This is a genomic window from Streptomyces sp. NPDC093071 (genome assembly GCF_044754545.1).
Taxonomy (GTDB): domain Bacteria; phylum Actinomycetota; class Actinomycetes; order Streptomycetales; family Streptomycetaceae; genus Streptomyces.
The window spans coordinates 91478-113681 of sequence record NZ_JBIVPH010000012.1; the positions used below are offsets into that span (position 1 = coordinate 91478).

The 22204-nt window shown below is 73.0% G+C and carries 19 protein-coding genes; 9 read left to right on the forward strand and 10 right to left on the reverse strand.

Annotated features, from left to right (window positions below; all coding sequences use genetic code 11):
- Positions 1 to 111: 111 nt before the first annotated feature.
- The 4 genes from ACIQD7_RS30740 (at position 112) to ACIQD7_RS30755 (ending at position 4109) form a co-directional block, all read left to right on the forward strand.
- A complete protein-coding gene (locus ACIQD7_RS30740; RefSeq protein ID WP_402445933.1) occupies positions 112 to 1830 on the forward strand; it encodes an ATP-binding protein in 1719 nt (572 codons plus the stop codon).
- Positions 1827 to 2522 carry a response regulator gene (locus tag ACIQD7_RS30745; protein ID WP_161373004.1) on the forward strand — a complete coding sequence of 232 codons (696 nt, stop codon included), beginning with the start codon at positions 1827 to 1829 and terminating at the stop codon, positions 2520 to 2522. The genes ACIQD7_RS30740 and ACIQD7_RS30745 overlap by 4 nt, the downstream gene beginning before the upstream one ends.
- A gap of 168 nt (positions 2523 to 2690) precedes the next feature.
- A complete protein-coding gene (locus ACIQD7_RS30750; protein ID WP_402446049.1) occupies positions 2691 to 3299 on the forward strand; it encodes a helix-turn-helix domain-containing protein in 609 nt (202 codons plus the stop codon).
- A 48-nt stretch (positions 3300 to 3347) separates the two neighbouring features.
- Positions 3348 to 4109, forward strand: a complete 762-nt coding sequence (locus ACIQD7_RS30755; RefSeq protein ID WP_402445936.1) for a tyrosine-protein phosphatase — start codon at positions 3348 to 3350, stop codon at positions 4107 to 4109.
- On the opposite strand, the gene ACIQD7_RS30760 is transcribed toward ACIQD7_RS30755, so the two are convergent.
- Positions 4106 to 5284 (reverse strand): helix-turn-helix domain-containing protein, encoded by a 1179-nt coding sequence (locus tag ACIQD7_RS30760; RefSeq protein WP_402445938.1) that lies wholly within the window; start codon positions 5282 to 5284, stop codon positions 4106 to 4108. The genes ACIQD7_RS30755 and ACIQD7_RS30760 overlap by 4 nt on opposite strands.
- 185 nt (positions 5285 to 5469) lie before the next feature.
- Positions 5470 to 6495: an ATP-dependent 6-phosphofructokinase gene (locus tag ACIQD7_RS30765; protein ID WP_402445940.1), complete on the reverse strand. Its 1026-nt coding sequence runs from the start codon at positions 6493 to 6495 to the stop codon at positions 5470 to 5472.
- A gap of 381 nt (positions 6496 to 6876) precedes the next feature.
- On the opposite strand from ACIQD7_RS30765, the gene pta reads away from it, so the two are divergent.
- The 3 genes from pta to pyk all read left to right on the forward strand — a co-directional run bounded on the left by pta (position 6877) and on the right by pyk (position 11754).
- Positions 6877 to 8958 carry a phosphate acetyltransferase gene (pta, locus tag ACIQD7_RS30770; RefSeq protein WP_402445942.1) on the forward strand — a complete coding sequence of 694 codons (2082 nt, stop codon included), beginning with the start codon at positions 6877 to 6879 and terminating at the stop codon, positions 8956 to 8958.
- Positions 8955 to 10241, forward strand: coding sequence for an acetate kinase (locus tag ACIQD7_RS30775; RefSeq protein ID WP_402445945.1), 1287 nt, complete (start codon positions 8955 to 8957; stop codon positions 10239 to 10241). Before pta ends, ACIQD7_RS30775 begins: the two co-directional genes overlap by 4 nt.
- Positions 10242 to 10323: 82 nt before the next feature.
- Positions 10324 to 11754: a pyruvate kinase gene (pyk, locus tag ACIQD7_RS30780; protein WP_161374065.1), complete on the forward strand. Its 1431-nt coding sequence runs from the start codon at positions 10324 to 10326 to the stop codon at positions 11752 to 11754.
- Positions 11755 to 11838: 84 nt separating this feature from the next.
- Here pyk and ACIQD7_RS30785 read toward each other — a convergent pair whose 3' ends face one another.
- From ACIQD7_RS30785 to ACIQD7_RS30800, 4 genes are all read right to left on the reverse strand, one after another.
- Entirely contained in the window at positions 11839 to 13134 is a 1296-nt protein-coding gene (locus ACIQD7_RS30785) for a hypothetical protein (RefSeq protein ID WP_402445947.1), read from the reverse strand.
- A complete protein-coding gene (locus ACIQD7_RS30790; protein WP_401418607.1) occupies positions 13124 to 13672 on the reverse strand; it encodes a DUF6114 domain-containing protein in 549 nt (182 codons plus the stop codon). Before ACIQD7_RS30790 ends, ACIQD7_RS30785 begins: the two co-directional genes overlap by 11 nt.
- A 118-nt stretch (positions 13673 to 13790) precedes the next feature.
- The gene (locus ACIQD7_RS30795; RefSeq protein ID WP_121828747.1) at positions 13791 to 14462 is read right to left on the reverse strand and encodes a DUF6230 family protein; all 672 of its coding nucleotides are present in this window, start codon (positions 14460 to 14462) and stop codon (positions 13791 to 13793) included.
- A 600-nt stretch (positions 14463 to 15062) separates the two neighbouring features.
- The gene (locus ACIQD7_RS30800; protein ID WP_121828748.1) at positions 15063 to 16028 is read right to left on the reverse strand and encodes a tetratricopeptide repeat protein; all 966 of its coding nucleotides are present in this window, start codon (positions 16026 to 16028) and stop codon (positions 15063 to 15065) included.
- Between the two features lie 307 nt (positions 16029 to 16335).
- Here ACIQD7_RS30800 and ACIQD7_RS30805 point away from each other — a divergent pair, with 307 nt between their 5' ends.
- The gene (locus tag ACIQD7_RS30805; RefSeq protein ID WP_121828749.1) at positions 16336 to 16971 is read left to right on the forward strand and encodes a TetR/AcrR family transcriptional regulator; all 636 of its coding nucleotides are present in this window, start codon (positions 16336 to 16338) and stop codon (positions 16969 to 16971) included.
- A gap of 82 nt (positions 16972 to 17053) precedes the next feature.
- Here the strand turns inward: ACIQD7_RS30805 and ACIQD7_RS30810 are convergent, their stop codons facing one another.
- From ACIQD7_RS30810 to ACIQD7_RS30825, 4 genes are all read right to left on the reverse strand, one after another.
- On the reverse strand, positions 17054 to 18754 hold the full coding sequence (locus ACIQD7_RS30810; RefSeq protein WP_121828750.1) for a methylmalonyl-CoA mutase: 1701 nt from the start codon (positions 18752 to 18754) through the stop codon (positions 17054 to 17056).
- Positions 18755 to 18826: 72 nt separating this feature from the next.
- Positions 18827 to 19159: a DUF3817 domain-containing protein gene (locus ACIQD7_RS30815; protein WP_121828751.1), complete on the reverse strand. Its 333-nt coding sequence runs from the start codon at positions 19157 to 19159 to the stop codon at positions 18827 to 18829.
- A 43-nt stretch (positions 19160 to 19202) separates the two neighbouring features.
- A complete protein-coding gene (locus ACIQD7_RS30820; protein ID WP_121828752.1) occupies positions 19203 to 19712 on the reverse strand; it encodes a MarR family winged helix-turn-helix transcriptional regulator in 510 nt (169 codons plus the stop codon).
- 9 nt (positions 19713 to 19721) lie between these two features.
- Positions 19722 to 21071, reverse strand: coding sequence for an MFS transporter (locus ACIQD7_RS30825; protein WP_402445953.1), 1350 nt, complete (start codon positions 21069 to 21071; stop codon positions 19722 to 19724).
- A gap of 74 nt (positions 21072 to 21145) precedes the next feature.
- Between ACIQD7_RS30825 and ACIQD7_RS30830 the strand changes: the two genes are divergently transcribed.
- Positions 21146 to 22138 carry a DUF5937 family protein gene (locus tag ACIQD7_RS30830; RefSeq protein ID WP_383416490.1) on the forward strand — a complete coding sequence of 331 codons (993 nt, stop codon included), beginning with the start codon at positions 21146 to 21148 and terminating at the stop codon, positions 22136 to 22138.
- Positions 22139 to 22204 lie beyond the last annotated feature (66 nt).

Genomic DNA, 22204 nt, shown 5'->3' on the forward strand with positions numbered 1-22204 from the left:
TGACCCGGGTCACGGTTGCGTACGTTTCGTTCACGGCCGAAACGGCGGGGGCGCGGAACCGGGCGGGGCCGGGACGCCGCCGCGCGGCCCCGGACGTGCACACTTACCCGCATGTGTGTGCCCCTCCCCCGGCTCCCCCGCCCCCGCAGCCTGGCCGGCCAGCTCTTCGCGATGCAGGTCGTGCTCGTGGCCGTCGTGGTGGCGGGGTGCGCGGTCTTCGCGTACCTCACGGACCGGGAGCAGGCCGAGGAGACCGCGCGGCGCCAGTCCACGGCCACCGCCGCGGCCGTCGCCGACTCCCCGTCCGTGGCGGCGGCCGCCCGCTCGGCCGATCCGTCGGCGGCGCTCCAGCCGTACGCGGAGGCGCTGCGGCGCCACGCGGACGTCGCCTTCGTGGTGATCATGGCGCCGGACGGCACCCGCTGGACGCATCCGGAGCCGGACCAGATCGGCCGCACGTACCTCGGCCACATCGAGGAGGCCCGGCGGGGGCAGGTCCACTCCGAGACCCACCTGGGGGTCCTCGGACCCTCCGTGCGGACGATCGCGCCCGTCTTCGACGCCGACGGGCGGGTCGTCGCGCTGGTCAGCGCGGGCATCACGATCGAGCGGATCAGCGCGCAGGTACGGGAGCAGGTGACCGCCCTGCTCGGCATGGCGGGCGCGGCGCTCGCGCTCGGCGGGGCGGGGACGTACGTGGTGAACGCGCGGCTGCGCCGCCACACCCACGGCATGAACGCCACCGAGCTGAGCCGGATGCACGACTACCACGAGGCCGCGCTGCACGCCGTGCGGGAGGGGCTCGTGATGCTCGACGGGCGGCGGCGGATCGCCCTGATCAACGACGGGGCGCGGGAGCTGCTGGGCCTGGACGAGGGGGTCGTGGGGCGTCCGGCGGCGGACCTCGGCCTGCCCGCGCCGCTGACCGGCGCGCTGCTGTCCTCGGAGCCGCGCGTGGACGAGACGCACCTGACGGACGACCGGGTCCTCGTCGTGAACACCCGCCCGGTGGTGGGCGGGGAGCGGCGCGGGACCGTCGTGACGCTGCGGGACCGCACGGAGCTCCAGGCCCTGTCGGGCGAGCTGGACTCCGAGCGGGGCTTCACGGAGGCGCTGCGCTCCCAGGCCCACGAGGCGGCGAACCGGCTGCACACGGTCGTCTCGCTGATCGAGCTGGGCCGGGTGGCGGAGGCGGTGGAGTTCGCGACGGCGGAACTGGAACTGGCCCAGGCGCTCACCGACCGGGTCGTGGACGCGGTCGGCGAGCCCGTCCTCGCGGCACTGCTGCTCGGCAAGGCGGCGCAGGCCAACGAGCGGGGCGTGGAGCTGGTCCTCACCGAGGACAGCCGCATCGACGACGGCCGGGTGCCGGAGGCGCTGTCCGCGCGGGACCTGGTGACGATCCTCGGCAACCTGATCGACAACGCCGTGGAGGCGGCCGGCGGGACCCCGCACGCGCGCGTGACGGTCACGGTCGCGGCCCGCGCGGGGGACGGCGAGCTGCTGCTCCGGGTCTCGGACAGCGGCCCCGGCGTCAGCCCGGCCGACCGGGACGCGGTCCTCGGCCGCGGCTGGTCCACCCGGGGCCCCGGCCGCGGCCTCGGCCTGGCCCTGGTCCACCAGGCGGTCTCCCGCGCCACGGGCACGCTGACCCTCACGGACGGGGCGGAGGGCGGGGCGGAATTCACGGTACGGCTGCCGTTGCGGGAGGAGGGAGCGGTACGAGGGGACGTGCCGGCGCCTCGGAGAGCCGGAGGGGCGCCCCGTAAGGGCGACGCTCCCGGCGTGAGCGGTGCCCCCGCCGCCCCCGGCGCGGAGGTGGCCCCGTGAGTACCGTCCCCCTTCGGGTGCTGGTCGTCGAGGACGACCCCGTGGCCGCCGACGCGCACGCGCTCTACGCCGGGCGGGTCGAGGGGTTCGTCGTCGTGGGGGTCGCGCACTCGCGGGCCGCCGCCGTGCGGGTGCTCGACCGGACGGCGGTCGATCTGATCCTGCTCGACCTGTACCTGCCGGACGGCCACGGCCTCCAGCTCCTGCGGGCGCTGCGCGCCGCCGGGCACACGGCCGACGTCATCGCGGTGACCTCCGCCCGGGACCTGGCGGTCGTGCGGGAGGGCGTCTCCCTCGGGGTCGTCCAGTACGTGCTCAAGCCCTTCGCCTTCGCGACCCTCAGGGACCGGCTCGTGCGGTACGCCGAGTTCCGGGCGGCCGCCGGGGAGGCCTCCGGGCAGGACGAGGTGGACCGGGCGCTCGCCGCCCTGCGGGCCCCGCACCCCGCCGCGCTCCCCAAGGGCCTGAGCGCCCCGACCCTGGAGGCCGTCACCCGCACCCTCCGGGCCGCCCCGGAGGGGCTCACCGCCGCCGAGGCGGGGGCGGCCGTCGGGATCTCCCGGATCACCGCGCGCCGCTACCTGGAACACCTGGTGACCGAGGGCCGGGCCGTACGGGCGCCCCAGTACGGGCAGATCGGACGACCCGAGCTCCAGTACCGCTGGCTGGGCGGACCCGTACGGGGTCACTGAACAGGCGGAACGCCGTTACCGGGCGGTTCCCACGTTCCTACGAACCTCGGGCCTTGGGCGAACGCACCGTATCCAGCCGTCACCCTCCGCACCTACGGTGTCCGCGTGCACCCACCTTCCCCACCCTTCGACGCCCCGGCCGCGCGCCGCCTGCGGGAAGGCCTCGGCATGGCCCACGACCACGTCGCCTACGGCCTGCGGGCGCAGTACGGCATCCTCGCCACCCCCGAGACCGTCCTCGCCTGGGAGCGCGGCGGGGCGGTCCCCACCGAGCAGGAACTCACGGCCCTCGCGGGCGTCCTGTGGTGCTCCCCCGCCGAGCTGATCGCCACCGCCTCCACCCTGCGCGAGCACCGGGTGGCGCGCGGGATCGCCCCCGAGGAGCTGGCGCGCCGGGTGGGGGTCACGGCCCGGGAGTACCGGCGGATGGAGGACGAGGGGCGCTGGCGCGGCACCGAACGCCAGACGGCCGCCCTCGCGGAGGCCCTCGGCCTCGGCCCGCGCGCCCTGATCACCGCGACCGGCGGCGACGAGCGCCTCGCCGGGCTGCTGCGCGACGCGGCCACCACCCGCTGGCAGGCGTACGTGAAGCCGGTGGTGCGGACGGTGCCGCTGCCCCGGCGGACCGTGGAGGCCGCACTCCAGCGGCTGCACGCGGACTACCACGCCCGGATGGCGGCGACCAGCAGCTGGGGCGCGTCGGGGGGCTCCGGCGACGCGGGGCGCGCGTATCTGGACGACGTCATCGGCCACTTCTGGACGTACGCCGGCACGTGACCCCGGGCCGTACGCCGAAGACCCGCACCGGCGCCGTAGATTGGCGCCGTGAGACGACACATACCTTTCGAGCGGCTCCACAACTTCCGTGACCTGGGCGGCTGTCGGACCGCCGGCGGCGGAACCGTGCGGTGGGAGACCCTCTACCGCTCCGACTCCCTCGGCAAGCTCGCGGACGCCGGTCCGGCGGACCTGGCACGCTTCCGGGAGCTGGGCGTGACCACGGTGATCGACCTGCGCTACCCGTGGGAGATCGCGGCCAAGGGCCGCCTGCCGGAGACCGACGGCGTCGCCTGGCACAACCTCTCCGTCGAGCACCGCCCCTACGACCAGGCGGAGATCGACCCCGGCCTCGACCCGTGGCGGTACCTCGCCGACCGGTTCGCCGAGGTCGCCGAGGACGGGGCCGTGGAACTCCGTACGGCCCTGGAGGTCATCGCCGCCGCCGACGGGCCGCTCGTCTTCCACTGCGCCTCGGGGAAGGACCGTACGGGACTGCTCGCGGCGGTCCTCCTCGCGCTCCTGGAGGTCCCCGACGAGGAGGTCCTCGCGGACTTCGCCCTCACCGAACTGGCCACGGAGCGCCTGGTCGCCGACTGGCACGCGTCCCACCCGGGTCGCACGCTCCGCTGGCCGGGCTACGGCCGCGCCCCCGCCGAGGTCATCCGCCTGTTCCTCGCGGACCTGCGGGCGCGGTACGGATCGGTGGAGGCGTACACCACCGGCCACGTCGGCCTGGACCCGGCGGTGGTGACGGCCCTGAGGACCCGTCTGGTGGAGCCGCCGGCCGCCGTCCTGGGCCTGCCCTAGTCCCGGCGGTCGAAGTCGAAGAGCTGGCCCTCGGCGTCCGGTGCGCAGGGGGCCAGGGCGAGGCGGGACCAGGCGGCGGCGCGGTCGCCGACGACGGTGACGCAGCCGCCGGGGGGCGCGGAGCCGGCCGGGACGATCCGGTATCCCCTGACGGGGGTGCCGTACGGCTCCAGGGAGAACTCCTCGATCCGGGTGGGGTCGCCGCACTCGGAGTCCTCGTACGGCACGCCGGGCACCCGCCCGCCGGAGGGCACGCCGGAGCAGCCGGCGCCGTAGTCGGGGTGGTCGGAGGCGATCCGCCACCGGCCGCCGCCCGTCTCCGCGAGCGCGTACAGCGGGACGCCCGCGGCGGCGCACGGCACCTGGTGGATCTGGCCGGTCCGGGTGCCGCGCCGCTCGCCGAGGCAGAGGTCGGTGCCGACGACCCGGATGCGGACGTCGCCGGCGGCGGGGGTGGTGGGGGTGCGGGGCGGGTGCCCGGTGTGGCCGTCCCGCAGGAAGGCGACGACGCTGACCCCGGCGAACACGAGGGCGGCGACCGCGACCACCGGGACGAGGAGGCGCCGCGGCCGCAACCGTATTCGGGACCGCGCCCCGCCGGCGGCCTCCGGCCCGGAAGCCTCGGGGAGGGGGACGGGGGCGGTGGGCCAGACGGGCCGGGGGGCGGGTTCGGGGTCCGGGTCGGGGATGGTTTCGGGGTCCGGGTCGGGGGCGGCTTCGAGGGCCGGATCGGGGATGGTTTCGGGGTCCGGGGCCGTCTCGGGGTCGGCCTCCGGGGCGGTCTCCATGGTGGGGGACGCCTTGTGCACCGGGGCCGTTTCCTCCGGTCTCTCCGGCCCCTCCGGTGCGAGGCCCCGAGCCGGGTCCGGGTCCTCCGTCCCGTACCCCCGGCGCTCCGTCAGTTCCCTGCGTGCCGCCCGCCAGCGTTCCAGCCCGGCCGGGCCGGTGCCGCACGCGCGGACGAAGGCCGTCAGGAGTTCCTCGCGGGGCAGGGTCGTGCGGGAGAGCATGTTCGCCACCGTGGAGCGGGGCAGGACGTCCCCGCGCGCCTCCGCCCGCGCCGAGAGCTCGCGGTACGTCAGGCCGGACCAGTCCTTGAGCGCCTGGAGGCGCGCGAGGAACTCGGCGGGGCTCCGTACGCCCCGCGGGTCAGGGGCGTGCTCCCCCGGCGCCATCCTCGCCTCCCCCTTCTCCCGGACGGGCGGACAGGACTGGGACATGTCCGGGACAGGCCCCCAGCCTTGTTGATCCCGCGCTCCGGCTCAAGAGTGGATTCCGGCATTTCCGGGGGGATGCCGGTACGCGGAAACGGCCCCGACCGTCCACGGGGGGACGGTCGGGGCCGTGGAGGCCCGGGGGCTCAGAAGACCGACTCCGCCTCGCGCATCCGGTCCGCCGGGACCCTCTTGAGCTGGGTCACGGCCTCCGCGAGCGGCACCATCTCGATGCTCGTGCCGCGCAGCGCCGTCATCCGGCCGAAGTCGCCGCGGTGCGCCGCCTCCACCGCGTGCCAGCCGAAGCGGGTGGCGAGCACCCGGTCGTACGCGGTCGGGGTGCCGCCGCGCTGGACGTGGCCGAGGATGACCGGACGGGCCTCCTTGCCGAGGCGCCGCTCCAGCTCGACGGCGAGCTGGGTGCCGATGCCCTGGAAGCGCTCGTGGCCGAACTGGTCGATCTCGCCCTTGGCGTACTCCATCGAGCCCTCGGCGGGGTGCGCGCCCTCGGCGACGCAGATGACGGCGAACTTCTTGCCGCGCGAGAAGCGTTCCTCGACCATCTTGACGAGGTCGTCGACCTCGAAGGGGCGCTCGGGGAGGCAGATGCCGTGCGCGCCGCCGGCCATGCCGGACTCCAGGGCGATCCAGCCGGCGTGGCGGCCCATCACCTCGACGACCATCACGCGCTGGTGGGACTCGGCGGTGGTCTTGAGCCGGTCCATGGCCTCGGTGGCGACGCCGACGGCGGTGTCGAAGCCGAAGGTGCGGTCCGTGGAGGAGATGTCGTTGTCGATGGTCTTCGGGACGCCGACGACGGGCATCCCCGCGTCGGAGAGCATCCGGGCGGCGGTCAGGGTGCCCTCGCCGCCGATCGGGATGAGGACGTCGATGCCGTACTGGCGGGCCAGGTCGGAGGCGGACTCGGCGGCCTCGCGCAGCCGGTTCCGCTCCAGGCGGGCCGAGCCGAGGATGGTGCCGCCGCGGGCCAGGATGCCGCTGACGGCGTTGAGGTCGAGGGGCCGGAAGTGGCCGTCGAGGAGGCCCTTGAAGCCGTCCTCGAAGCCGATGACCTCGTCTCCGTGGCCGGTCATCGCCCGGTGCACGACCGACCGGATCACTGCGTTCAGGCCGGGGCAGTCGCCGCCTGCGGTGAGAACTCCGATGCGCATCGTGCTGTGTCTCCTGCTCGGTCGCGGTCCGTGTGAGCCACGGCAATTCTCACACGGCGGGCCCGAGGGGCGCGCTCGTCGCCGTTCCGCGCGTCCCTCCCGGGGGCCCCGCGGCGGCCCTTCCGACGGCCCTGCGACGGCCCTGCGGCGGCCCGCCCACCGGGTCTCCGGCGGCCCTCCGGCGGTCCCTCCGGGGCCTTTCGGCCCGTGCTTCCGGGCCCTTCGTCCGGCGGGCGACCTAACCATCGCCGGGGGTATTGTCAAGGGGGTAATGCCGCCCTAACGGGGCTTTCCGAGCCCTTTTGATTGACGTACGGGCCGGGAAGGCGGAGCTGGGGCACCGCCCGGGCCCTTCCGCAGGACTGGACAGGAGACCACGGCGTGACGCGCAGCGTGTACGTGACCGGGATCGACCGCGGTGACGGCCGCCAGGTCGTCGAGCTGGGAGTCATGGAGCTCCTCACCCGCCAGGTGGACCGGGTGGGGGTCTTCCGGCCGCTGGTGCACGACGGGCCGGACCGGCTCTTCGACCTGCTGCGCGCCCGCTACCGGCTCTCGCAGGACGCCTCGACGGTCTACGGCATGGACTACCAGGAGGCCTCGACCCTCCAGGCCGAGCGGGGCACCGACGAGCTGGTCTCCCGGCTGGTCGACCGCTTCCACGCCGTCGCCCGGGAGTACGAGGTCGTCCTGGTCCTCGGCACCGACTTCGCCGCCACCCAGCTCCCCGACGAGCTGGCGATCAACGCCCGGCTCGCCAACGAGTTCGGCGCCTCCGTCATCCCGGTGGTGGGCGGCAAGGGCCAGTCGGCGGAGTCCGTGCGGGCCGAGGCGCGCAACGCCTTCCGGGCGTACGACGGGCTCGGCTGCGACGTGCTCGCGATGGTGGTCAACCGGGTGGCGGCCGAGGACCGGGAGGCCATCGCGGAGCGGCTCGCGGCCCGGCTGCCGGTGCCCTGTTACGTCCTGCCGGACGAGCCGGCCCTGTCCGCGCCGACCGTCGCCCAGATCACCCACGCGCTCGGCGCCACCGTCGTCCTCGGGGACGACGCCGGGCTCGCCCGGGACGCCCTGGACTTCGTCTTCGGCGGCGCGATGCTGCCGAACTTCCTGAACGCCCTGACGCCCGGCTGTCTGGTCGTCACCCCCGGGGACCGGGCCGACCTGGTCGTCGGCGCGCTCGCCGCGCACTCGGCCGGCACCCCGCCGATCGCCGGGGTGGTGCTCACCCTGAACGAGCGGCCCAGCGAGGAGATCCTGACCCTGGCGGCCCGGCTCGCGCCCGGCACCCCGGTGGTCTCGGTCGCCGGGAACAGCTTCCCGACCGCCGCCGAACTCTTCGCCCTGGAGGGCAAGCTGAACGCGGCGACCCCGCGCAAGGCGGAGACCGCGCTCGGCCTGTTCGAGCGGCACGTGGACACCGCCGACCTGCTCAAGCGGGTCTCGGTGGCCCGCAGCGGCCGGGTCACCCCGATGATGTTCGAGCACGAGCTGCTCGAACAGGCGCGGGCCGACCGGCGCCGGGTGGTGCTCCCGGAGGGCACGGAGGAACGGGTGCTGCGCGCCGCCGACGTGCTGCTGCGCCGGGACGTGTGCGACCTGACGCTGCTCGGCGACGTGGAGACCATCCGCAAGAAGGCCGCCGACCTGAGCGTGGACCTGCGCGAGACGCAGCTGATCGACCCGCACACCTCGGAGCTGCGGGACGCGTTCGCGGAGAAGTACGCGGCACTGCGCGCCCACAAGGGCGTCACCGTGGAGCTGGCGTACGACGTGGTGTCGGACGTGAACTACTTCGGCACCCTGATGGTCCAGGAGGGCCTGGCCGACGGGATGGTGTCCGGTTCGGTGCACTCCACGGCCGCGACGATCCGCCCGGCCTTCGAGATCATCAAGACGAAGCCGGACGCGTCGATCGTCTCCTCGGTCTTCTTCATGTGCCTGGCGGACAAGGTCCTGGTGTACGGCGACTGCGCGGTCAACCCGGACCCGAACGCCGAGCAGCTCGCGGACATCGCCGTCCAGTCGGCGGCCACCGCGGCCCGGTTCGGCGTGGAGCCGCGGATCGCGATGCTCTCGTACTCCACGGGCACCTCGGGCTCCGGCGCCGACGTCGACAAGGTGCGGGAGGCGACCAAGCTCGTCCGGGAGGCGCACCCGGAGCTGCGGATCGAGGGGCCCATCCAGTACGACGCGGCCGTGGAGCCCTCGGTGGCGGCGACGAAGCTGCCCGGTTCGGAGGTGGCGGGGCAGGCGTCGGTGCTGATCTTCCCCGACCTGAACACCGGCAACAACACGTACAAGGCCGTGCAGCGTTCGGCCGGCGCCGTGGCCGTCGGCCCGGTCCTCCAGGGCCTGCGCAAGCCCGTGAACGACCTCTCGCGCGGCGCGCTCGTCAGCGACATCGTCAACACGGTCGCCATCACGGCGATCCAGTCCCAGGGTCAGGAGCTCCCCGCATGACCGCGCCCACGTCCACTCCCACGCGTGTACTCGTCCTCAACTCCGGTTCGTCGTCGCTGAAGTACCAGCTGCTCGACATGCGCGACGGCAGCCGTCTGGCGCAGGGGCTGGTGGAGCGGATCGGCGAGGAGACCTCGCGGCTCGTCCACACCCCGCTCCGGGAGGGGGACGGCGGGAAGCGGGAGAGGAACGGGCCGATCTCCGACCACTCGGCCGCCCTGAAGGCGGTCGCCGAGGAGCTGGCGGCGGACGGTCTGGGCCTGGACTCCCCCGAACTGGCGGCGATCGGGCACCGGGTGGTGCACGGCGGGCTGCGGTTCACCGAGCCGACCGTCATCGACGGCGAGGTGCTCGCGGAGATCGAGCGGCTCGTCCCGGTGGCGCCGCTGCACAATCCGGCGAACCTCGTGGGCATCCGCACGGCGATGGCGCTGCGGCCCGACCTGCCGCAGGTGGCGGTCTTCGACACCGCCTTCCACACCACGATGCCGGAGTCCGCGGCGCGGTACGCGATCGACGTGGAGACCGCCGACGCGCACCGGATCCGGCGGTACGGCTTCCACGGCACCTCGCACGCGTACGTCTCGCGGGAGACCGCGCGGCTGCTCGGCAAGGAGCCGGAGGAGGTGAACGTGATCGTGCTGCACCTGGGGAACGGGGCGTCCGCCTCGGCGGTGCGGGGCGGCCGGTGCGTGGACACCTCGATGGGCCTGACGCCGCTGGAGGGCCTGGTCATGGGGACCCGCTCGGGCGACATCGACCCGGCGGTCACCTTCCACCTCCGGCGGGTGGCGGGGATGTCGGCGGACGAGATCGACGTCCTGCTGAACAAGCGGTCCGGTCTGGTGGGGCTCTGCGGCGACAACGACATGCGGGAGATCCGCCGCCGGGTCGACGAGGGCGACGAGCGGGCGGCGCTCGCCTTCGACGTCTACGTCCACCGGCTGAAGAAGTACATCGGCGCGTACTACGCGGTGCTCGGCCGGGTGGACGCGGTGGCGTTCACGGCGGGGGTCGGGGAGAACGCGGCGCCGGTGCGGCAGGCGGCCGTCTCGGGTCTGGAAGAGCTGGGGCTCGCGGTGGACGCGGAGCTGAACGCGGTGCGTTCGGACGAGGCGCGGTTCATCTCGCCGGAGTACGCGCGGGTGGCGGTCGCCGTGGTGCCGACGGACGAGGAGCTGGAGATCGCGCGCCAGAGCTACGCGCTCGTACGGGGCCCGGGAGTGGAGGACGCGCCGGCGGGGGACGCGCTCGTACGGGGTGCGGAGGGCTCGAACGAGTGATCGCTTGAGCGGCCGCCCGCCCATTTGTACTTTCCGCCAGTCGGAATATTCCGCAGTGAAACAAACCGATAGGATCCGCCTCATGCGCCGTTCCAAAATCGTCTGCACGCTGGGCCCCGCCGTCGACTCGTATGAGCAGCTGAAGGCTCTCATCGAGGCCGGCATGAACGTGGCCCGATTCAACTTCAGCCACGGCTCCCAGGCAGAACACCAGGAGCGGTACGACCGCGTCCGGCAGGTCGCCGCGGACACCGGGCGGGCCGTCGGCGTCCTCGCCGACCTCCAGGGCCCCAAGATCCGTCTGGAGACCTTCGCCGAGGGACCGGTCGAGCTGGTGCGCGGTGACGAGTTCACCATCACCACCGAGGACGTCCCGGGCGACAAGTCGATCTGCGGCACCACCTACAAGGGTCTGCCGGGCGACGTCTCCAAGGGCGACCAGGTCCTCATCAACGACGGCAACGTCGAGCTGCGGGTGGTCGAGGTCGAGGGCCCCCGGGTCAGGACCATCGTCATCGAGGGCGGTGTCGTCTCGGACCACAAGGGCATCAACCTGCCCGGCGCGGCCGTCAACGTCCCGGCCCTGTCCGAGAAGGATGTCGACGACCTGCGCTTCGCCCTGCGGATGGGCTGCGACATGGTCGCCCTGTCGTTCGTGCGGGACGCCGACGACGTCAAGGACGTCCACAAGGTGATGGACGAGGAGGGCCGCCGGGTCCCCGTCATCGCCAAGGTGGAGAAGCCGCAGGCCGTGGAGAACATGGCCGACGTCGTCGCCGCGTTCGACGCGGTCATGGTGGCCCGCGGCGACCTCGCCGTGGAGTACCCCCTGGAGAAGGTCCCGATGGTGCAGAAGCGCCTGGTGGAGCTCTGCCGCCGGAACGCCAAGCCGGTCATCGTCGCCACCCAGATGATGGAGTCGATGATCACCAACTCGCGTCCGACCCGCGCCGAGGCGAGCGACGTCGCCAACGCGATCCTGGACGGTGCCGACGCGGTCATGCTGTCGGCCGAGTCCTCGGTCGGCGCGTACCCGATCGAGACCGTCAAGACGATGTCGAAGATCGTCACGGCGGCCGAGGAGGAGCTGCTCTCCAAGGGCCTCCAGCCCCTGGTCCCGGGCAAGAAGCCGCGCACCCAGGGCGGTTCGGTCGCCCGCGCGGCCTGCGAGATCGCGGACTTCCTGGGCGGCAAGGCGCTGGTCGCCTTCACCCAGTCCGGCGACACGGCCCGCCGCCTCTCGCGCTACCGGACCCAGCAGCCGATCCTCGCCTTCACCACGGACGAGAACACCCGCAACCAGCTCACCCTGAGCTGGGGCGTCGAGTCCTACGTCGTCCCGCACGTGGACAACACCGACGCGATGGTCGACCTCGTGGACGCCGAGCTGCTCAAGCTCCAGCGCTACAACGAGGGCGACACCATGGTCATCACGGCCGGCTCGCCCCCCGGCGTCCCCGGCACCACGAACATGGTCCGGGTGCACCACCTCGGCGGCGGCGAGCGCGACTGACGCGCCGCGCGCACCCCGCGCCGAAGCCCCCGTCCGGTGCGGACGGGGGCTTCGGCGCGTGCGGCTCCCGGAGCAGTACGGGGGTCAGCTCGGCTCGATCGTGTTGCGCAGGTCCTCGACCTTGAGGGTGCCGCCGAACTGACCGGCCTGCTTGAGCTTGACGTTGGTGAAGAGGATCTCCGGAAGGTTCAGCGGGGGCGGGGACTCCGGCCCGAAGGTGATCGGGATGATGCCGAGGAGGTTGCCCTTCAGCTCCTCCGTGTACATCGTCACCGTGCCGCCGGTGATGGTCGACGTCGAGCCCTTCTGGGACCGGACGTGGGCCGTCAGTCCCGGGGAGTGGACCGTCATCTGGTGCAGGTCCTTGATGCCCACCGAGGACGCGGTGAACTTCAGGACCTTCTTGGTCTTGCCGCCGTAGGTCCTCACCTCGACGATGCCGTGGTACTTCAGACCGCTCAGCGTGAGCACCGAGCTCTCCAGGCGCCACGGCTCGTCCGGGAGCAGCGGGATGCCGGGCTCCAGGTCGGCCGCCGCGAGCGCCGCGTCGTCGCGCTCGGGGCACGGGAAGCGGGGCTTGGCGCCTTCGGGTATGTCCTCGTCCTTCTTGGCGTCGAGGCCCTGGGCGCTCTCCGGCAGTTCCTCGGCCTCGACGCCGGCCTTCTCGGCCGCCGCGCGGATCTCGGCCTTCGTCTTCTCGGCGTCCGGGTCGGCGGTCGCCTTCGCGGCTCCGGTGGGCTTCGGCGTGGTGGTCGCCTTCGGCGCGGTGGCCGGGGCCGACGTGGTCGGGGCCGGGGTCGTCGGCGCCGCCGTCGTGGGCGTGGCCGTCGCGGTGGGCGTGGGGGTCGCCTTCTTCGGGGCGAGGCCGTCGAAGACGTCCTTCAGCGCGTCGCCCAGACCCAGCGGGTCCAGCGGGTTCTTCGACTTCGTCGGCGTGGGTGCGGCCGTCGGGGTCGGGGTGGCGGCAGGCTTCGGGGCCGTGGTGGTCTGCACCCGCTGCGTGGTCGTCTGCCCGGTCGTCGTCGCGGTCGGCGTCGGCGTCGCGGTGGCGGAAGGGGTCCCGGAGGGAGTGGCCGAGGGGGTGGCGGTCGCCGAGGGGGTGGCCGTCGGCTTCGGCGTCTCCTTCCGCGTCTCCGTGGCCTCCGGCGTCGGCTCGTCCGAGCGCGTCACGCAGGGGCCGGGCGCGAAGGGGACGTCCTTGTCGTCGGCGAGGGCGATCTTGGGCGTGAGGCCCATCCCCACGAACACCGCGGTCGGCATGGCGGCCAGCGCCATCGCCTTGCCCGCGGGGCCCTGGATCCTGTTCAGCAGCGTCTTGCGTGGGGCCGCGTGCCGCGGTCCGCCCTTCGCGAGCGCCGGCTGGGTCTCGTCACCCCGCACTGTTCCTCCCGCCGTTGGCATCGAACGTCTTCTGGGTCGCGTGGTGCTCCGGTCCGCGCTGCTCCGGGAGCCCGGCCGTCAGCACGGCCCCGGCTTCGGCGGAGGCCTCCGGCCCGGCGTCGTCCTCCGTGTCCGCGGTCTCCTCGACCGGCGGTGCGGGAGCCCAGGCGATGGACATGCCGCCTCCGATGAGGGAGAGCAGGAATCCGACGCCGAGACCGCCGAAGTTCGACACGGGGATGGAGACCAGGCCGAGGACGATCGTCGCGACGCCCGCGAAGACCCGTACGGCGGGCTGGAACCACATCATCAGGCCGAGCGTGATGAGCAGGACGCCGATGATCAGCGCGCTGGATCCGGCGGTCGTCTTCATCGCGAGGGTGATGTTGCCGAGCCGCATGTCCCCGTAGGGGAGGTAGGCGATCGGCACGCCACCGAGGAGGGTGAACAGTCCCGCCCAGAAGGGCCGGGTCTGCCGCCAGACCTTGAACCGGTTCTCCTTGGGGACTTCGCGGGAGGCAGGGGTCTCGGCGCTCATGGAAAACAGCTCCCTGGAAGCGGTGTCGCTGAGAAGTGGAGATGAGAAGGGAGGGGCCCGGCGGCGGGACCGCGCACGGCGGTCCCGCCGCTTCGGGGCGGATCGGTCCGGGGACCGGTCAGCCCTTGAAGCACTCCTTCTCCGTGCCCCGGTGCAGGGACAGGTTCAGGTCGGGAAGCCTGAAGGTGGCGGCCGTGGTGGCCCACGCCTTCTGCTTGACGTTGCTGAGGGTGGCGTCCTTGGCGCGCTGGCCGAAACCGAACTTGTTGGCCTCGGTGTTGGGCTGGATGCCCTGGCCGCCCTCGTACTTCGGGAGGGAGCCGGCCGCGACGCCGATGTCGATCTGCTTGAACTCGGCGTCGGCCTCCAGGTAGGAGACGTCGAGGTACAGGTCCTTCGCGTAGACCTGCTCGTCCGTGTCGCCCTTCTTGGCCTTGTCGCTGTCACCGGCCGTCAGACGGAGGGTGATGTCACCGAGACCCGGAACCGGCGTCACGACCGACTGGCACATGTTGGTGATGTGGGCCGTGTCGAAGCCGGAGACCGCGACCGGGGCGCCGAACGGCGTGCCGTCCAGCTTGTTGCCCTTGGCGACGCTGCCGTACTGGACGAACTCGGTGCCCACCAGCTTGTCGGTGGAGACCTTGAACTCCTGGCCGGAGATCGCGAACGACGCGGCGAGCGCGCCCTGCGCCAGGCCGACGCCGATCGCTGCCGTCGCGGCCACGCTGGGCACCATGACGACGGCGAAACGCTTCCATCTGGTCCCGCCACGAACCTGGGACTTCATGAGAATCCTCCTTCTCGGACGTACATCTCCAGAAGGGGCGTGGGCCCGTTCTGCGATGGGAGAAGAGCTACGTCCTCGGGAAGGAGAGCGCCGAGGCGACGAGCGGCGCAGTACGCCTCCGCATCACCGGCGATCACCCCCGAGCGACAACCATGGGCCACGCGGTGCGCGTGACCTGATCGGACAGGCCCCGTTCGGTGAGAGCGGGAACCCCCCTGTCCACGACCGGTGCCGGAGCACCGGTCCGCCCGGTGGGGACCCTCTCCGCGGTCCCGGTTGGTTGCCGGGGTCGTGCGGTTCGGACCGAGCGTGGCCGATCGTGGTCCATTCCGGGCGCCCGCACAAGGGGGTTCGTTACTGGCTAGTAACGGGTGGATAACCGCGACATGGCGGGACGGGACCGAACGGGCACACAGGGTGCGTTCGAGGGGAGGGGAATATCGGCAGATCGCCAGACGAACCCGGACAGAGCGCCGGGTTCGATTTACTGCAAGTAACAGCGGCCGCGATTACCAAGTTTTGGTAAAGCGCGGCCGCCATTTGTCACTCCGCTGCCAAATCGCCGGACGATCGGGCATGGGGGAAGGGGTCCGGAAGACCTCAGAAGAGCACGCGGGCCAGGGCCTGCCGGGCCGCCGTCACGCGCGGGTCGTCGGAGCCGATCACCTCGAACAGCTCCAGGAGCCGCAGCCGCACCGCGTCCCGGTCCTCACCGGCCGTGCGGCGCACGGTCTCCACCAGGCGCCCGAAGGCGTCCTGCACGTGACCGCCCGCCAGATCGAGGTCGGCGGCGGCGAGCTGCGCGGTGACGTCGGCCGGATCGTCCGCGGCGTTCCTGCGGACGGCGCCCGGGTCCAGGTCCTGGACGCGGGCGAGGAGTTCGGCCTGCGCGAGGCCGAGCTTGGCCTCCGGGTGGGCCGGGTCGTCGGCCAGCACGTTCTTGTACGCCTGGACGGCGCCCGCCAGGTCGCCCGCGTCGAGCGCGACCATCGCCGCTTCGAGGAGGGAGTCGTACGGGCCGGCCGGGCGCGGGGCGGGGGCCGAGGGGTCGGCGTCCGCGTCCACGGCGATGCCGGTGAGGCCGAAGCGCTCCTCGCCGACCGCGATCAGCTGGTCGAGGGTCTCGCGGATCTGGGCCTCGGGCACCGCGCCCTGGAAGAGCGGCAGCGCCTGACCGGCGACCACCGCGAAAACGGCCGGAATTCCCTGGATGCCGAACTGCTGCATCAGCATCTGGTTGGCGTCGACGTCGATCTTCGCGAGCAGGAAGCGGCCGTGGTACTCGACGGCGAGCCGCTCCAGGAGGGGGCCGAGCTGCTTGCAGGGCTCGCACCACTCGGCCCAGAAGTCGAGGACGACCGGGACCTCGGCGGAACGCTGGAGCACATCGCGCTCGAAGCCCGCCTCGTCGACGTCGATCACCAGGGCGGACGGGGGCACGGCGGCCGTTCCGCCCTGCCGGGCGGCTTCGGCGCGCGCCTGCTCCGCCTTCGCCTTGGCCTCTCCGGCCGCCTTCACCGCGGCGAGGTCGACGACGCCGCTCATGGACATGTTTCGGGGCTGCATGGCTCCATCCTCCCCCTTCCGCGCGCGTAACCGTTAAGCCGTGGCCGAACCGCGCCGTCCACCCGCCTCCCGCCGGTGTGCGAGACGCGTGGACGACACGGTTGCCCGTCTTCTGTTGTCTGGTTCGCACCGGGTCCCCACCCGGTGCCGTGGTTGTCGCTCGGGCCGCTCAAAGCCTTTCGCTACGAGTCGTAGCGTAACTGGCGGGGCGGAGACGACGGGAGAGCGGACGGCAGATCCGTACGGTGAACTGGCTCACATCGCAGCCCTCTGGCGCCGTACCTACCGGCGGGTATGGTCGACGTTCATGTGTAGCCGCACCAACCCCCGCAGCAGCCGTACCGGGCGCCCCCGCTCCACCGAGGCCGACGAGGCCATCCTGGAGGCGACCCGCGCGGCCCTGGTCGAGCTGGGCTGGTCCAAGCTCACGATGGGGGACGTCGCCGGCCGCGCCGGGGTCGCGAAGACGACCCTCTACCGCCGCTGGGCCAACAAGAGCGAGCTGGTGGTGGACGCGGTCGCCGTCCTCTTCGACGAGCTCGAACTCCCCGACCTGGGTTCGCTCCGGGCCGACATCGAGCACGTGGTGCTCCAGTTCGCGGCGCTCCTGGAGCGCCCTGAGACGAAGACGGCGCTGATGGCGGTGGTCGCCGAGTCGACCCGGGACGAGCCGCTGCGCCGGCGCATCCGCGCCTCGATCGTCGACCGCCAGAAGCGGTTGGTCCTGGAGGGCCGGATGCGGGCGCAGCGGCGCGGCGAACTCCCGTCCGACCGCGACCTGCCGGCCGTCGGCGCCACCGACGACCTGATCTTCGACGTCATCGCGGGCGCGGTCGTGCACCGCGCCCTGGTCAGCGCCGAGCCGGTGGACGGGCCGTGGGTGGCGCGCCTGTCGGCCCTCCTGGTGGGGGGTCTCGGCGCGGCGGCGACGGCCGGGGGCTGAGCCGCGCACGGACGCGTGAGGGGCGGTACGGGAATCCCGTACCGCCCCTCATCGCCGTACCGCCCCTGTCCCGCGCGGGACTTCAGAAGCCCGGGGGCTCCGTGTAGACGCCCCACTCGTCGCGCAGGGCGTCGCAGATCTCGCCGAGGGTGGCCTCGGCGCGGACGGCCTCCAGCATCGGCGCGATCATGTTCGAGCCGTCGCGGGCGGCGGCCAGCATCGCGTCGAGCGAGGCGCGGACCTTCGCGTCGTCCCGGCGGCCCTTGCGCTCGCCGAGGATGCGGACCTGTTCCCGCTCGACCTCGTGGCTGACCCGGAGGATCTCCAGGTCGCCGGTGACGGAGCCGTGGTGGACGTTGACGCCGACGACCCGCTTGTCGCCCTTCTCCAGGGAACGCTGGTACTGGAAGGCGGACTCGGCGATCTCGCCGGTGAACCAGCCGTCCTCGATGCCGCGCAGGATGCCGGAGGTGATCGGGCCGATCGGGTGCCGCCCGTCCGGGTGGGCGCGGCGGCCGCGCTCCTTGATCTGGTCGAAGATGCGCTCGGCGTCGGCCTCGATGCGGTCGGTGAGCTGCTCGACGTACCAGGAACCGCCCAGCGGGTCCGCGACGTTGGCGACGCCGGTCTCCTCCATGAGCACCTGCTGGGTGCGCAGCGCGATCTCGGCGGCCTGCTCGCTGGGGAGCGCGAGGGTCTCGTCGAGGGCGTTGGTGTGGAGGGAGTTGGTGCCGCCGAGGACGGCGGAGAGGGCCTCGACGGCGGTCCGCACGACGTTGTTGTACGGCTGCTGGGCGGTGAGGGAGACGCCGGCGGTCTGGGTGTGGAAGCGGAGCCACTGCGCCTTGTCGGTCTTCGCGCCGTACGTCTCCTTCATCCAGCGGGCCCAGATGCGGCGGGCGGCGCGGAACTTGGCGATCTCCTCGAAGAAGTCGAGGTGCGCGTCGAAGAAGAAGGAGAGGCCGGGGGCGAAGACGTCGACGTCCAGGCCGCGGGAGAGGCCGAGCTCCACGTAGCCGAAGCCGTCGGCGAGGGTGTACGCGAGCTCCTGCGCGGCCGTCGCCCCGGCCTCGCGGATGTGGTAGCCGGAGACGGAGAGCGGCTTGTACGCGGGGATCTTCGCCGCGCAGTGCTCCATCAGGTCGCCGATGAGGCGCAGATGGGGCTCGGGCTCGAAGAGCCACTCCTTCTGTGCGATGTACTCCTTGAAGATGTCGGTCTGGAGCGTGCCGTTGAGCACGGCCGGGTCGACGCCCTGGCGCTCGGCGGCGACGAGGTACATGCAGAAGGCCGGGACGGCGGGTCCGGAGATCGTCATGGACGTCGTGACGTCGCCGAGGGGAATGTCCTTGAAGAGGACCTCCATGTCGGCGGCGGAGTCGATGGCGACGCCGCAGTGGCCGACCTCGCCGAGCGAGCGGGGGTCGTCGGAGTCGCGGCCCATGAGGGTGGGCATGTCGAAGGCGACGGAGAGGCCGCCGCCGCCGGCGGCCAGGATCATCTTGTACCGCTCGTTGGTCTGCTCGGCGTTGCCGAAGCCGGCGAACTGGCGGATGGTCCAGGTCCGGCCCCGGTAGCCGGTCGGGTGGAGTCCCCGGGTGAAGGGGTACTCGCCCGGCCAGCCGATGCGCTCGAACCCCTCGTAGGTGTCCCCGGGCCGGGGCCCGTAGACGGGCTCGACGGCGTCGCCGGAGAGCGTGGTGAAGTCGGCGTCCCGCTTGCGGGCCTTGTCGTAACGGGCCTGCCAGCGACGGCGGCCTTCCTCGATGGCGTCAGCGTCCATGCTTCGAATTTACTAGGACGTCCTAGTAAATGTCGATGGCGGACCCCGCGCGGCGTGGCGCGGGGTGGGGGGTTACGCCTTGGCGGGGACGGGCTGCGCGCCGCTGACCAGCGGAAGCGTCTCGCGGTGGACCTTGCGCTCGACGAAGAAGGCGGCGAAGGGGATGGTCCCGGAGACCAGCACCCAGAGGAGCTTCCCGAACGACCAGCGTGCCTTGGAGCCCAGGTCGAAGGCGAAGACCAGGTAGATGATGTAGAGGACGCCGTGGGTCTGGGAGACCGCGAAGGTGAGGTCCTCGCCCGTGTGGAAGCCGTACTTGGCGACCATGCACGCGCACAGGATGAGGAGCATGACCGCGGTCACGTACGCCATGACGCGGTAGCGGGTCAGCACGCTGGATTTCATGCCGTCGAGCGTAACCGCACGTTCCGGGCGATCTTCGCGCGGGTCAGGCCTCGTCGAAGTCGTTCGCCGCCACCCGGAGGGGGCGCAGCATCGCGAAGATCTCGGCGCACTCCTCGGAGTCGTACGCGCCGAGCCCGAAGTCCATCTCCATCAGGTCGCGGGTGGCCGCCTCGACCACCTCGCGGCCCTTGTCGGTGATGGTGGCGAGGGTGCCGCGGCCGTCGTTGGGGTTGGGCCGCTTGGCGACGAGACCGGACTTCACCAGCCGGTCGACCGTGTTCGTCACCGAGGTGGGGTGGACCATCAGCCGCTCGCCGATCTTGGACATCGGCAGCTCGCCCGCCTTGGAGAAGGTGAGCAGGACCAGGGCCTCGTACCGCGCGAAGGTCAGGCCGTACGGCTTGACGACCGCGTCGACCTCCGCGAGGAGGATCTGGTGGGCGCGCATGATCGAGGTGATCGCGGCCATCGAGGGGACCGGGCCCCAGCGCTTCTGCCAGAGTTCGTCGGCGCGGGCGATGGGGTCGAAGGGGAGACTGAGCGGCTTCGGCACGCGTCGACCTTACCCATGGGGAACATGGCGGTCAGCCCCGTCTCGTCCTTCGGTCGCCCCGGCCGCCCGCAGTTCCGCGGCGGCGGCGAGGAGGCAGAGGGTCCCGACGACCCCGGTGCCCGCGACGACCGCGTGGACGGGGAAGAACTCGGCCGCGAGCCCGGCCCCCGCCATCCCGACGCCCTGGACGGTCATCATGCCCGCCGTCATCAGGGTCATGGCCCTCCCCCGCCGCTCCTCGGGGACGGCGGCGACGAACCACGCGTCGAGGCCGAGGGTGTACGCGCCGGTGGCGCCGGCCAGGAAGAGCGCGGCGGCCGCGAGGGCGACGCCGGGCCCGACCGCGTACAGGAGGTAGGGCAGGACGCCGGTGACGGCGAGCGGCAGCACGATCCGGGAGCGGGCGGCGGCGGAGAGGAGGGAGCCGGCGAGGAGCTCGCCCGTGATGGTGCCGACGGGCAGCGCGCACATGAGGAGGCCGAGGGCGGCGGTGGAGACGCCGATCTCGTCGGCGTAGGGAGCGGCGAGCGCCTCCGGTACGACGGCGAAGAGCGGCGGCACCCAGAACATCACCATCAGGGCGCGCACGCGGCGGTCGCGGAGGACCGCCCAGGTGCCGGAGAGCCCGCCCGCGGACCCGGCGGCCCGGGCGGGGCGGCGGACGGTGCCGAGACGGAGCAGCAGCGCGGAGGCAAGAAAGGTGGCGGCGGTGACGACGAGGGCGCCGCGCGGCGGGACGACGGTGAGGAGGAGGCCGCCGGCCGCGAACCCGGCGAGCAGGGCGCTCTGGGAGACGATCCGCAGGAGGGAGCGGCCGAGGACGAAGAGGTCGCCCTCGCCGAGGACGTCGGCGAGGGTCGCCATGCGGGTCCCGTTGAAGACGGGCGAGACGACGGCGATGGCGCAGCGCAGCGCGAGCAGGGCGGCGACGGGGGTGGCGGGGACGGTCATCAGGACGACGCACGCGGCGCAGACGAGGTCGCAGACGACGAGGATCCGGCGGGGCGGGAACCAGTCGGTGAGACCGGCGAGGAGGGTGCCGCCGAGGAGGTAGGGGAGGAAGCCGAGAGCGAAGGTGAGGGAGGAGAGGAGCGGGGAGCGGGTGAGGTCGTAGACGAGCACGGTGAGCGCGAGCTCGCTGACGACGACCCCGAGCAGCGAGAACAGATGCGCCACGAACACGAACCGGAACTCCCGCACCCGGAAGACGGCCCGGTATCCGGGACCGGGCGGGGTCTTCCGGCCGTCGGCGGGTGTGGGCGTGTCCGCCGGTACGGGTATGGGCGCGGGTACGGGTACGGCTGTGGGCGCGGACTCCCCCGTAGGCGCGGAGGTGTTCGAGACGTCGGGCTTCGGCATGGGCGCAGACTGCCGTCGAGCAGGCGGGCGGCCTAGACTTTCGGGTCCAGGCGAATCTTCCGGAGGGGTGGGCCGTGCCGTACCACCTGCGTTTCGGGGAGGCCGACCCGCTGCGGGTGCGGTTCGCGGTGTCGCCGTTGTGGGAGACGCACTCCGCCGTGCGGGTCCTCGCGCGGCCCCGGCAGCAGGGGTACCACCTGCCCTGGATGCGCCGGATCGCGGGCGCCGCGCGGGGGCTCGACCTGGGGCCGCTGCACCTGCTGATGCCGGCGCGCGGGCACAGCCCGGACTTCCTGTACCCGCCGCCGCTGGGGCCCGCCGCCTCCTTCGAGGAGGAGATCGAGGCCGTACGGGAGACCCCCGCGGCGCTCGCCCTGGACGACTTCGAGCGGGCGCTGGCCTCGACGCCGGGGGCGGCGGAGACCGACGAGGGGCGGCGGATGCTCGCGGACCCCGCCGGTGCGGTGGGGCGGCTCGCCGAGCTGCTGCGGGCCGCCTGGGAGGCGCTGGTCGCGCCCGACTGGCCCCGGCTGCGGGCGCTCCTGGAGGCGGACGTGGCGTACCACTCGCGGCGGCTCGCGGAGGGCGGCTTCGAACGGCTCCTGGGCGAGCTGCACCCGTCCTTCGCCTGGGCGGCGGAGACGGCCACGCTCCGCGTGGACTACCACGGCGAGCACGTGCGGCCGCTGGACGGGCAGGGCCTCGTCCTGATGCCGTCCGTGTTCACCTGGCCCGACGTGGTGAGCGGCTTCGACCCGCCGTGGCAGCCGACGGTGGTGTACCCGGCGCGCGGGATCGGCGGGCTGTGGACGGACGCCCGGGACCGCACCCCGGAGGCCCTCGGGCGGCTCCTCGGCCCGGTGCGGGCGGACGTCCTGTGCGCCCTGACGGAGCCGATGGGGACCACGGCCCTCGCCCACCTCCTGGGCAGGGCGCCCTCCACCGTCTCGGCGCACCTGGCGGTGCTGCGGGACGCGGGGCTGCTCACCTCCCGGCGCTACGGGCACCAGGTGCTGTACGAGCGGACCCCGCTGGGCCTCGCGGTGTCGCAGCCCGGAACCGGCTGACCGCCATGTCCCGATGGCGCGGATCATCCCCTCGCCCGTACGCGCCGCCGCGCACGGCGTTCCCGA